The following is an 11292-nucleotide window of genomic DNA, read 5'->3' as shown; positions in this document are numbered from 1 at the left end:
GCCGAGGGCGGCGGGGGTGGACTGGCTGATCTCTTCGGCGGAGGGAGCGGTGGGATCGGTGGTGGCCTGGGCGGCCTGATGGGCGGCGAAAGCGGTGGGCTCGGCGGTCTGATGGGCGGTGGTACGGGGGCCCAGCCGGCGATGACGTATCACGTGAGCGCGGGCTCGGCCGGCTTCGGCGCGGTGCTGTGGGTGGCCGTCGTGATCGGCGTGGGCTGTCTGATCAGCCGTTGGGTGCGGCTGCCGCTGGGCGGTGCGCTGGACGGGTTTCGCGCGTCGTGGGGCCGGAGTGTCTCGGCCGTGGTCCGCACGGTTCTGGTCCTGGCGGCCGTACCGCTGGTGGCACTGGCCGTCGTCGGGACGGTGGCCGGTGGCCGCGCCGGCTCGGCGGCTGGTGCCGCTCTGCTGCTCGCCCCCAACTTCCTGGCCGTGTTCCTGACACTGGGCGTCGGGTCCTCGTGGACGGCCGCGGTGCATCCGGTGCGGAGCGAAGGCGGCAGCAACCCGCTCGCCTCTCTCCTGGGCGGCATGGGCGGCATGGGCGGTACGGGTGGCACGAGTGCGATGGGTGGCGGTCGGCAGCCCGACCGTACCGAACACCTGAGGTCCCTGTCGGCGGGCGGATGGCCGCTGTGGCTCGTCGCCCTCACGGTGACCGGCCTGATCCTGCTCGCCTGTGCCTACCGGGCGGCCCGCGCCACGCACCCCGGCCACAAGCTTCCGATGCTTCCCTACCGGGGTCCGCTGGCCGGCCACCTCGCCATGGCGGAGCGGTTCGGTGTCGTCACGGCCGTCGTCCTGGGCGGGGCGGCCTGGCTGGTGGGGGCGTCCGGGCACTTCGGTATCAGCATGTTCGGCAGCGAGATGGGAGGAATGCAGGCCGAGCTGAGCGGCAGCGTGCTGCGGACGGTCCTCTTCGGACTGCTCGCCGGTGGGCTGGCCGGGTTCGGCGGGAGCATCCTGTCGGCGGTGCGCGATGTCCGCGAGGCGCGGTGACGACGGGCTGAGGAGCGGTGACAACGGGCTGGGGCGCGGTGACGGCGGGCTTTATGTGGTGGAGACAGGCCGGTTTCGTATCCTGCCCGGCAGGATCCCGGCTGCCGCGGGCTGCGCGCCTTCTGCTGTGTCCCCGTATCCCCGTATCCCCGTGTCCCTCTGCCTGTGGCGGGGCCGGGAGTGTGTTCCCGGTCGCCTGGAGGCCCCCTTTGAGAACCAATGAGCGTGCTGCCCTGCCCGGCACCGGCGCTGGAGGCGACTTCGGCGCGGCGACTGCCGGGGAGGTGAACCTGCTGGTCGTGGACGACGAATCCACCGTGCGTGAGCTGCTGTGCGCGGCGCTCAGGCACGCCGGGTTCACCGTCGCTGCGGCCGGTACGGGCCAGGAGGCGCTGGACCGTGCGCGGGAGGTCTCGCCCGACCTGGTCCTGCTGGACGTCATGCTTCCCGACCTGGACGGCTTCGAGGTGATCCAGCGGCTGCGCGAGCAGCACCGCCCCGCCTCGGGGCCCCGCGCCGGGCACATCCCCGTCGTGTTCCTCACCGCCCGTGACGCCACCCAGGACAAGATCGAGGGCCTGGTCCTGGGCGGCGACGACTACGTGACCAAGCCGTTCGACCTCCAGGAGCTGATCGCCCGCATCCGTGCCGTGCTGCGCCGCACCAGCGGTGACCCCACCGCCCTGCTGCGCGTGGCCGACCTGGAACTCGACCCCGACGGCGTCCAGACGACCCGCGCGGGCGAACCGATACGCCTGTCACCCACCGAGTTCCGGCTGCTGCACTACCTGATGACCAACGCGGGCCGCACGGTCTCCAAGCCGCAGATCCTCCAGCGCGTGTGGGACTACGACTTCAACGGCGACACCGGCATCGTCGACACCTACATCAGCTATCTGCGCCGCAAGATCGACAACGGCGGCCCGAAGCTCATCCACACCGTGCACGGCGTCGGGTACGTACTGCGCGGACCCAAGTCATGACCGGGTCCCGCCGGGTCCGTGCCGTGTGGGTGCGGGCCTCCCTGCGCAGCCGGGTGCTGCTGCTCGCCGTGGCCCTGCTGGCGACCGGGTTCACGGCGTTCAGCCTGGTCACCGGGAACGCCCTGCGCGGCTACATGGAAGACCGCGTCGACGCGCAACTCCGTGCTGCCGCCAAGGTGTTCGCCCTCGTGCCGCCGACCGCGGCGGAGAACGGCGCTGCCCGGAAGCCGCCCTCGGGCCTCGGCGACTTCAGTGACTTCAGCGACTTCAGCACGGATGTCCTCGGCAATCCCGTCATCACGTACGTCAGGAAGGACGGCACCGTCGAGACCAGTGTGGACTCCCTCGCCGGGACGAACACGACCAGTCAGGCGCGGGGCCCGGCACTGCCCCGGATGGACACGGCCGCGGTCACCGCCCACGACGGCCGCCCGTTCACCGTCGGCAGCACGACGGGCGACACGCGCTGGCGGGTGATCGCCGTGCCCAGGGCCACCGGCGCGCGTCTGCCGGGGGCCACGGTGACGGCGTCCTCCCCCTCCGGCAGCGTGCTCGTCGCGACGACGATGGCCAAGGTGGACGGCACGGTGAACCGTATGTGGCGCATCTACCAGAGCACGGGGCTGGGCCTGCTCGCGAGCCTGGCCGTGGCCGGTTGGTTCGCGGTCCGCTCCGGGCTGCGCCCGCTGTCCCGTGTCGAGCAGACCGCCGCCGAGATCGCGGGCGGCGACCTCTCCCGCCGCGTTCCCGAACTCGCCGGTCCGAACACGGAGTTGGGCCGTCTGGCGGCCGCGTTGAACGGCATGCTCGGGCAGTTGGAGGGCGCCTTCGCCGCCCGTGCCGAGTCGGAGGCGCGGATGAGCCGGTTCGTCGCCGACGCCAGCCACGAGTTGCGTACCCCGCTCGCCGGCATCAAGGGGCTGACCGACCTGCACCGTATGGGCGTCCTCGCCGAACGGGCGGAGATCGACGCCACGATGGACCGCATCGCCCGCGAGTCCGAGCGCCTCACCCGGCTCGTCGAGGACATGCTCCAGCTGGCCCGCCTCGACGAACACGCGCTGAAGGCCATGGGAGGCCCTTCCGGTTTCCGTGGGTCCGGCGTTCCGCCGGGCCTCGACCTCGCCCCCACCGACCTGCGTACTCTCGCCGCCGACGCCCTCCACGACGTACGCGCCCTGGACCCGGCCCGCACCGTCACGCTGACCGGCCCGGCCGGCGACGGACCGCCCGCCCCCGCACCGGCCCTCGCCGACGAGGCCCGGCTGCGACAGGTCGTCACCAACCTGGTCGGAAACGCCGTCACGCACACACCGACCGGTACGCCCCTCAGGATCGGCGTCGGTACGGTCGGCGACCACGCCGTCCTGGAGGTCGCCGACCAGGGCCCGGGTCTCACCCCGGAACAGCGCGGCCGTATCTTCGAACGCTTCTACCGCGCCGACACCTCCCGCACCCGCGCCACCGGAGGCGCCGGCCTCGGCCTGTCCATCGTCCACTCCCTGGTCACGGCTCACGCGGGACACGTCGAGGTCGACTCGGCCCCCGGCCGGGGCGCCACCTTCCGGATCCTCCTCCCTCTCCCTCGAACTGATCAGTCGACGCCGACAAGCCCGTCGGGTGCGCCTGGCGTCAGGCTGCGGGCCGGATGAGGCCGGACTCGTAGGCGAAGGCCACCGCCTGGACGCGGGCGCGGGCGCCGATCTTGGCGAGGATGTTGCTGACGTGGCTCTTGACGGTGGTCGGGGCGATGGACAGCCACTCGGCGATCTCGGCGTTGGACCAGCCGGAGGCGACGGCGACGAGGATGTCGCGCTCCCGTCCGGTGAGGGTGTCGAGCCCGGAGGTGCGGGGGAGGGGGCGGACGGTGTGCTGTTGTCGGACGGCTTCGATGAGCGCGCGGGTCAGGCCGGGGGTGAGGGCGGCGTCTCCGGCGGCCACGACACGGACGGCGGCGGTCAGTTCGTCCGTGGCGGCGTTGTTGAGGAGGAATCCGCCGGCTCCGGCGCGCAGGGCTGCGTAGGCGTATGTCTCCTGGCCGGGCGCGGTCAGAACCAGGACGCGGGATGTGAACGCTTCCGCGTCGGCGGGTTCGGGAGTGCGGGCAAGGCGCGGGGGCCGTGCGATGCGCCGGACGGTGTCGATGCTGTCCGGCCTGGACAGGGGGCTGTCCATGAGGACGACGTCAGGGCGGAGCGCGGTGCTCGCGCGGACCGCCTCGTCCCCACCCACGGCTTCCCCGACCACGGTCAGGTCGGGCTCTGCTGTCAGGAGCATGCGCAGCGCGAGGCGTTGGAGGGATTGGTCGTTGACGACGAGAACGGAGACCATGGCCTGTCCTCCCTGTTGGGCGGGGAAACGTCTGCGGCGTCACGTCATCGACGAGACGTGTGGGGGAGTCGCAACCCCATTATGTAAACGAAACTGTTTCGTTCACATAAAGACGTGCCGCAATCCGTTCTCCAGCAGCGCGAACGCGTGTTCCGCGTCGGCCACCGCACCCGCGTAGCGCTCGTCGGCCGGCTCCCCGTACGCCAGGCGTTCGGCGTTGTCCTGCGCCAGCGCCCATTGGACCGCGACGATCTGGACGGCGGCCAGGCGCGCGGTGAGTTCCGGAGTGTCGGCCGTTTCCCGCAGTGCCTGGGCCAGTGCGCGTTCGGCGCCGGTCTTGAACCGTTCCATCCGGGCCACCAGTGAGGGCGCGTCGAGGATCATCCGGTGGAGCCTGCGCACCTGGGGGTGGTCGTTGAGCCCGGTGATCGGGTCCCGCTCGATCAGCCCCTTGAGGAAGTGCTCGCGCACCGCGGTCAGCGGGACGGTGTCGGACGGGCGGTCCCGTACGACGCGTGCGGTTTCGGTCTCGTGGTCGGCGAGGCGGTGCACCACGAGGTCTTCCTTGGTCGGGAAGTAGGCGAAGAGCGTGCGTTTGGACACCTCGGCCGCCTCGGCCACCTGGGCCACCGAGACCTGGTTGAAGCCGTGTTCGAGGAACAGCGTGATCGCCGCGTCGGAGATCGCCGCGTGAGTCCGCTGCTTCTTTCGTTCCCGTAGCCCTGGCTTGCCGTCCACGGCGCTCACCGTAGCAGAAAACTACTCCGAGACGATTTCTGCACCTGGTATACATTTACTCCGAGGTGAGATGTGAGAGACGAGATGACGAGGAGGAGTGAAGGAGTGACGGTGTTGACGGAGAGCACGACTGAGGTCGTCGTCGCGGGTGCCGGCCCGACCGGACTGATGCTGGCGTACGAACTGGCTCTGGCCGGTGTCGAGACGCTGGTGCTGGAGAAGTTGCCCCAGCGCATCGAGCAGGTGAAGGGCGGCGGGATCCAGCCCCGCACCGCTGAACTGCTGGAGTCGCGCGGGCTGCTGGAGCCGTTGCTGCGGCGGGCCATGCCGCGTGATCCGGTCGGCGGGCGCTTCGCGATCCTGCCCGTGCCCTTGGACTGCACCCCTTGGCGAACCGGGCACCCCGTCCCGATCGCGATCGCCCAGTGGGAGATCGAGGAAGTGCTCGAAGAGCGGGCGATCGCCGTCGGCGCGCGGGTGCTGCGCGGCACTGCCGTCTCAGGGGTCGAGCCGGACGACGGGGGCGTGGTCGTGACGGCGGACGGTCTGCGGGTGCGGGCTCGCTACCTGGCGGCGTGCGACGGCGGCCACAGTACGGTGCGGAAACTGCTCGGACTGCCGTTTCCCGGTAGGTCCGGGACCCATCAGGGGGTGTTGGCCGACATCCGCCTGTCCGCCGTGTCGTCGCTGGTGCCGCAGCAGACGCAGCGGATGGGGCAGGCAGGGCAGGCGGGGCAGATGGTCAGTCTGACTCGTCATGCGGGTGGTTACTGGGCGATGCTGGTCCCTCTCGGTGGAGACCGGTACCGGTTCACCTTCGGGCGCGCGGAGCAGGTGGACTCCACCACTCGCGACACCCCCGTCACCTCCGACGAGATCGCTGCCGCGCTGCAGGCCGTGTACGGCCATGAGACCGTCCTCGGTGCCGTGGACAGCTCCTCCCGGTTCGCCGACGCCACGCGACAACTGGAGCACTACCGCGCGGGCCGTGTCCTGTTCGCCGGAGACGCCGCGCACATCCACGCGCCGCTGGGCGGCCAGGGTCTCAACCTCGGCATACAGGACGCGTTCAACCTCGGTTGGAAACTGGCCGCGGCCGTCCAGGGCCGGGCGCCGAGCGGCTTGCTGGACAGCTATCACGCCGAACGGCATCCGGTCGGAGTCCAGGTCCTGCATCACACGTCGGCCCAGCGGGTCCTGGCGGGTCCGAACCCGAGCGAGGACGTGGCCGCCCTGCGCGACATCTTCATCGACCTGCTGCGCCTGCCCGACACCAACCGCCACATCGCGGGACTGGTGTCCGGCCTCTCGTTGCGCTACGAACTGTCCGGGGAGCACCCGCTCACCGGGCAACGCGTGCCGGACACCGACCTGGTCACCGAAGCCGGGCCCACCCGGCTGTCGGCGCTGTTCGGCTCGGGGCACGCCGTCCTGCTCGACCTGGCCGGAACCGTCCCGGCCGACCTCCGGCTCCCGCCACGGGTCGACCTCGTCCGCGCCACCTGCGCCGACGGTGTGGGCGCCGCCGCACTGCTCATCCGTCCCGACGGCTACGTCTGCTGGGCCTCGGACAGCTCCGCCGTCTCCGGCGACACCGTGCTCGACGCGCTCGCCGACCTCGTAGCTCCTGTGTCGCGGTAACCCCTTTATCGCATGTCCAGCGGTGCGCACCAGTGGATCGCAACTGTCACTGGAAGTTTTTACTGACGCGTAACTTCCAACTTCACCTACTCGCCCGTAACTTGACGAGTGAACAGCATCCTCGTGATCCGGATCACAGGGCGTATGTCGTCGCAACTCCCTTGAGCCGCAAGGAGATCACTCGATGCTGCCCTGGAAGCGAGTGCTCAGACCGCTGGCCGCGCTGCTGCTGGCCTCCGCCGCCACCCTCGTCCCCGCCGCCACGGCCGAGGCGGCCGCCGCCCCGAGCCGTGGCTGGAACGACTACTCCTGCAAACCCTCCGCAGCCCACCCCCGTCCCGTCGTCCTCGTCCACGGAACGTTCGCGAACTCCGTCGACAACTGGCTCGCGCTCGCCCCCTACCTGGTGAACCGCGGCTACTGCGTCTACTCCCTCGACTACGGGCAACTGCCCGGCGTCCCGCTCCTGGGCGGCCTCGGTCCCATCGACAAGTCGGCGGAGCAACTCGACGCCTTCGTCGACAAGGTGCTCGCCGCGACGGGGGCACCCAAGGCCGACCTCGTCGGTCACTCGCAGGGCGGCATGATGCCTCGCTACTACCTCAAGTTCCTCGGCGGAGCGGCGGAGGTGAACGCCCTCGTCGGCATCGCGCCCAGCAGCCACGGCACGAACCTGGGCGGCCTCACCGAACTGCTCGACTACTTCCCCGGCGCCGAGGACCTCCTCTCCACCGCGACGCCCGCGCTCGCGGACCAGATCACCGGCTCCGCCTTCCTCACCAAGCTCAACGCGGGCGGCGACACCGTGCCCGGCGTCAAGTACACGGTCATCGCCACCAAGTACGACGAGGTGGTGACGCCGTACCGGTCGCAGTTCCTCGACGGACCGAACGTGCGCAACGTCGTGATCCAGGACCTGTGCGCGTCCGACCTCTCCGAGCACGCCGCGATCGGGCTTCTCGACCGCATCGCGTTCCACGAGGTGACCAACGCCCTGGACCCGGCCAACGCCACACCGACGACATGCCTTTCGGTGCTGGGCTGACACGTGTGCACGGTGTTTCTCCGGGTTCTGTGTTTCTCCGGGTTCTGTCCGGCCTGAGCCGCCGGACAGAACCCGGAATCCGAACCGGTTCGGGCCGTGGGGTGAATCCCGTGGGGGCGATCTGAAACTAGCCCCAAGGAACCGCGAAATCGCCTGCTGGGGGCGGGTGAGGGAGATCCTTATGCTCGCCTTAAGGAAGTGCTCAGGCTGCGCTCAGGTAGGTAGCGTGCCCGGTATGAACGACGAGGGGATCCGGCAGGCCGTCGCCGCCGACGTCGCCGCCGTGAAGGCCGTGACCGACGCCGCGTTCACGCCGTACGTCGAGCGCATCGGGGTGACCCCCGTGCCCATGGGGGCGGACCACGCGGCGAACGTGGCCGCGGGGCGGGTGTTCGTCACGGGAGATCCCGTGATCGGTCTCGTGGTCGTCGAGGCGCACGAGGACCATCTGTTCCTCGACAGCGTCGCCGTCCACCCCGACGCGCACGGACGGGGCGTGGGGCGACGGCTGCTGGAGTTCGTGGACGCCCACGCGCGCGTGCTCGGCCTGTCCGAGGTCAGGCTCTACACGAACGCGCTGATGTGGGAGAACCAGAAGATCTACCCGAGGTTCGGGTACGAGGTCGTGGAGCGTCGCGCGGACGGGCCGTACGACCGGATCCACTACCGCAAGCGGCTGGACTGACGGGCGGCTGGACCGACTGGCGGCTGCTCAGCCGTCCGGCCACCAGGTGCGAGCGATGTCCTTCCGCACCTCGGGGCGCCCTGCCGGGCGCTCGTCGGCCTCGTCCCGCACACGGCGGGAGTCGGTCTTCTTCAGGGGCTTCTGCACGGTCATACGGCGCATGGCTGCCTCCTTGTGCCTACCGGTTTCCGCGTTCGTCGTTCGTGCGGAGGTAGACCCTTTCCGGGAGGGTTCCTCATCGGCCCGGGTCTGTCAGTGGTGGCTGTCACGATTCGGTTGTCAGTGGCGCGTGTCACTCTTGCGGAATGACTACGAACAGTGACAGCGGGATGCCCGAGAGTCCGCCGGGCGTCGACTGGGACGCCGAGGCCGTCACCTTCGACGACGAGCCGGACCACGGCCTGCGCGACCCCGAGGTGCGGCGGGCCTGGGCCGAGCGGCTGGGTGCCTGGCTGCCCGCGCTCCCGTCCGACGTGCTGGATCTCGGCTGCGGGACGGGCAGTCTGTCGCTCCTCGCCGCGGAGCGGGGACACCGGGTGACGGGAGTCGACCTCTCGCCGGCGATGGTCGACCTGGCCCGCGCCAAACTCGCCGGCCGGGCCGCAGTGTTCCTCGTCGGGGACGCGGCGGCGCCCCCGGTGGGGGAGGAGCGGTTCGACGTCGTCCTGGTCCGCCATGTGCTGTGGGCGCTGCCGGACCCGGAGCGCGTGCTGCGGGGATGGTCGGGGCTGCTGCGTCCCGGAGGGCGGCTGGTGCTGGTCGAAGGGGTGTGGGGGACGGTCAGCCCGGTCGGCATACCGGCGCGGCGGTTGACCGGACTGCTCGCGCCTCTCGCCGGGGACATACGCGTGGAGACGCTCTCGGACGACGCCCGGCTGTGGGGGCGGGAGGTGGAGGACGAGCGGTACGCGGTGGTGGCTCGGCCGTCACTCCAGTAGCGCCTCGAAACCGCCCTCGCGGGCCAGAGCCTCCAGCTCGTCCAGGGCGGCCGCGGCGGCGGACGCCGCCTCCGGGTCCGTCCGAGTCAGACCGCTCGCCGCGAACTCGTCCTCGTCCAGGCGCAGTACGGTGCTGCCGTCGGCGGAGCGCCACAGGTCCAGGTCGAGGTCCTCGACGAGGAGTTCGGTGCCGGAGGGGGCGGCCGGGACGGTGGCTGAGACGGTGGCCGGGCGGGTGATGTCGCAGTACCAGCCCTTGAGCGTGCCCGCGCTGTCGCGGACCTCCTTGACGGCGTACCAGCGGTCGCGCCAGTAGTGCTCGGTGAAGACGTCGCCCGGCTCGAAGCGTACGAAGCCGAAGTCCCGGACTCCGTCACCCGCCCAGGGGGCGCGTACGGTGACGCGGGTGCCGTCGTCGTGGAGCAGCTCGGCGGGGTAGCGGATCTTCGTGCGCCCGGCCTTGACCAGGACGACGTCCAGGACCTGGTTCCGGCGGCCTGTCGCCCGGTTCGGACAGCCCGTCGCCCGGTTCCGGCCGTCCGTCGTGTCAGCCGACGTCGCGGACATAGCGCACCTCCTTCGCGCACACCTCGTAGCCGAGCCATGTGTTGATCGCCAGCATGGGCCCGTTGGCCGCGTCATTGCCGGTGAACGCCTCCGTGCAGCCCGCCGCGCGGGCGCGGTGCAGCGAGGCGTTCTTGGCGAGCTTGGCCAGGCCCCGGCCGCGGAAGGCCCGCGCGGTGCCCGTCATGGCGGTGAAGTAGCGGCCCAGGCCGTCGGTGCGGACCGAGGTGGACGCGGCGGGGGTGCCGTCCACCACGGCCACCGTGGTCAGCTCGTGGTCCAGGAGAGGGTGGTGCCAGGTGTCGCGGAGCCACTGCTCGTAGTCGTCGAGCTCCGCGTCGATGTCGCTGGGCTCGTCCGCCGTCGTCTCCGCGTGCAGCGCGAACAGCGGGCGCGGGTCGTCGGCGAAGTCCGCGGCGGCGCGCAGTTCGACGCCGGGGGGTGGCGCGGCGAGCGGAGGGAGGGTGGCGTGCGCCAGGTCGAGGCGGAGGAAGCGGGCCGAGCGGCTCGCGCGGTAACCGCGCCGCTCGGCGAAGGCGCGGTTGTCCGGGGTGTCCAGGACCCAGCAGAACAGTGCCGTCGCGCCCAGCTCGGTCAGCCGCTCCTCGGCGGTGCGGGCCAGCAGGGTGCCCGCGCCGCGGCCTTCGCGCTTCGGGTGCACGTACACGTTCAGATAGCCCTGGCCCGGCACCGGGCTGTCGTGGGCGAGCCCCAACTGCACCGTGCCGATCAGCTCGCCGTCCTCGTCGGCGACGAGAGGGCGGTAGTGGGCGTCGGGGTGTGCCTGGGCGACGTCGTGGAGGACGGACTCGGCGGTGGAGATCAGGACGGGCAGGGCCAGCCGCCGTACCTCGGCGAAGGCAGGGGCGTCCTCGGGGCGGAAGTCGCGCACGATCACTGTCATGTGATCGCACGCTACGGGGCGGGTACGGGCGGATGCCTCCGATTTTCCGGCGGGTACGGGGTGATCGGTCCGGGCGGGTGCGGGACAATCGGTCCGTGACCTTGAAGATCCGTATCACCGAGGGGACCGCGCCCTACGAGCAGGTACGCGCGCAGATCTCCGACCAGGCCCGTTCCGGGACGTTGCCGGTCGGCTACCGGCTCCCCACCGTGCGGGGGCTCGCCGAGCAGCTCGGGCTGGCCGCCAACACCGTGGCCAAGGCCTACCGTGCGCTGGAGACGGACGGGGTGATCGAGACGCGGGGGCGCAACGGAACGTTTGTCGCTGCCGCGGGCTCGGCGGCTGAGCGGGAGGGGGCTGCGGCGGCACAGGTGTATGCGGAGCGGGTGCGGAGGCTGGGGCTGAGCGAGTTGGATGCGATGGATGCTGTTCGGGATGCGTTGCGGGCGGCTTACGGGGGGTAGGGG

General features: G+C 71.1%; 13 protein-coding genes. 8 read left to right on the top strand and 5 right to left on the bottom strand.

The genetic code is table 11. The features are described 5' to 3' along the window. Window positions 1-78 precede the first annotated feature (78 nt). The 3 genes from FNH08_RS32275 to FNH08_RS32265 all read left to right on the top strand — a co-directional run bounded on the left by FNH08_RS32275 (window position 79) and on the right by FNH08_RS32265 (window position 3631). Window positions 79-996 carry a streptophobe family protein gene (locus FNH08_RS32275; RefSeq protein WP_228034483.1) on the top strand — a complete coding sequence of 306 codons (918 nt, stop codon included), beginning with the start codon at window positions 79-81 and terminating at the stop codon, window positions 994-996. 233 nt (window positions 997-1229) lie between these two features. Next, window positions 1230-1979: a response regulator transcription factor gene (locus tag FNH08_RS32270; RefSeq protein ID WP_152775075.1), complete on the top strand. Its 750-nt coding sequence runs from the start codon at window positions 1230-1232 to the stop codon at window positions 1977-1979. Beyond that, window positions 1976-3631 (top strand): sensor histidine kinase, encoded by a 1656-nt coding sequence (locus FNH08_RS32265; RefSeq protein WP_152775074.1) that lies wholly within the window; start codon window positions 1976-1978, stop codon window positions 3629-3631. The genes FNH08_RS32270 and FNH08_RS32265 overlap by 4 nt, the downstream gene beginning before the upstream one ends. On the opposite strand, the gene FNH08_RS32260 is transcribed toward FNH08_RS32265, so the two are convergent. Beyond that, window positions 3612-4310 carry a LuxR C-terminal-related transcriptional regulator gene (locus FNH08_RS32260; RefSeq protein WP_152775073.1) on the bottom strand — a complete coding sequence of 233 codons (699 nt, stop codon included), beginning with the start codon at window positions 4308-4310 and terminating at the stop codon, window positions 3612-3614. The two genes, FNH08_RS32265 and FNH08_RS32260, sit on opposite strands and share 20 nt — an antisense overlap. 102 nt (window positions 4311-4412) lie before the next feature. Beyond that, window positions 4413-5048, bottom strand: a complete 636-nt coding sequence (locus tag FNH08_RS32255; RefSeq protein WP_322725863.1) for a TetR/AcrR family transcriptional regulator — start codon at window positions 5046-5048, stop codon at window positions 4413-4415. Between the two features lie 84 nt (window positions 5049-5132). Between FNH08_RS32255 and FNH08_RS32250 the strand changes: the two genes are divergently transcribed. The 3 genes from FNH08_RS32250 to FNH08_RS32240 all read left to right on the top strand — a co-directional run bounded on the left by FNH08_RS32250 (window position 5133) and on the right by FNH08_RS32240 (window position 8419). After that, window positions 5133-6689 carry an FAD-dependent monooxygenase gene (locus FNH08_RS32250; protein ID WP_152775072.1) on the top strand — a complete coding sequence of 519 codons (1557 nt, stop codon included), beginning with the start codon at window positions 5133-5135 and terminating at the stop codon, window positions 6687-6689. 184 nt (window positions 6690-6873) lie between these two features. Next, the gene (locus FNH08_RS32245; protein ID WP_152775071.1) at window positions 6874-7734 is read left to right on the top strand and encodes an esterase/lipase family protein; all 861 of its coding nucleotides are present in this window, start codon (window positions 6874-6876) and stop codon (window positions 7732-7734) included. Between the two features lie 235 nt (window positions 7735-7969). Further along, a complete protein-coding gene (locus FNH08_RS32240; RefSeq protein WP_152775070.1) occupies window positions 7970-8419 on the top strand; it encodes a GNAT family N-acetyltransferase in 450 nt (149 codons plus the stop codon). Between the two features lie 27 nt (window positions 8420-8446). Here the strand turns inward: FNH08_RS32240 and FNH08_RS53255 are convergent, their stop codons facing one another. Further along, window positions 8447-8581 (bottom strand): hypothetical protein, encoded by a 135-nt coding sequence (locus tag FNH08_RS53255; protein WP_152775069.1) that lies wholly within the window; start codon window positions 8579-8581, stop codon window positions 8447-8449. 143 nt (window positions 8582-8724) lie between these two features. Here FNH08_RS53255 and FNH08_RS32230 point away from each other — a divergent pair, with 143 nt between their 5' ends. Beyond that, on the top strand, window positions 8725-9357 hold the full coding sequence (locus FNH08_RS32230; protein ID WP_152775068.1) for a class I SAM-dependent methyltransferase: 633 nt from the start codon (window positions 8725-8727) through the stop codon (window positions 9355-9357). On the opposite strand, the gene FNH08_RS32225 is transcribed toward FNH08_RS32230, so the two are convergent. Both FNH08_RS32225 and FNH08_RS32220 read right to left on the bottom strand, forming a co-directional pair. Beyond that, a complete protein-coding gene (locus FNH08_RS32225) occupies window positions 9346-9924 on the bottom strand; it encodes a DUF402 domain-containing protein (RefSeq protein WP_152775067.1) in 579 nt (192 codons plus the stop codon). The two genes, FNH08_RS32230 and FNH08_RS32225, sit on opposite strands and share 12 nt — an antisense overlap. Beyond that, the gene (locus FNH08_RS32220; RefSeq protein WP_152775066.1) at window positions 9905-10825 is read right to left on the bottom strand and encodes a GNAT family N-acetyltransferase; all 921 of its coding nucleotides are present in this window, start codon (window positions 10823-10825) and stop codon (window positions 9905-9907) included. Before FNH08_RS32220 ends, FNH08_RS32225 begins: the two co-directional genes overlap by 20 nt. Window positions 10826-10920: 95 nt before the next feature. On the opposite strand from FNH08_RS32220, the gene FNH08_RS32215 reads away from it, so the two are divergent. Next, window positions 10921-11289: a GntR family transcriptional regulator gene (locus tag FNH08_RS32215; protein WP_322725862.1), complete on the top strand. Its 369-nt coding sequence runs from the start codon at window positions 10921-10923 to the stop codon at window positions 11287-11289. Window positions 11290-11292 lie beyond the last annotated feature (3 nt).

The sequence above is a fragment of the Streptomyces spongiae genome (genome assembly GCF_009377185.1).
GTDB lineage: Bacteria > Actinomycetota > Actinomycetes > Streptomycetales > Streptomycetaceae > Streptomyces > Streptomyces spongiae.
This window is presented reverse-complemented; position numbering and strand designations above follow the sequence as displayed.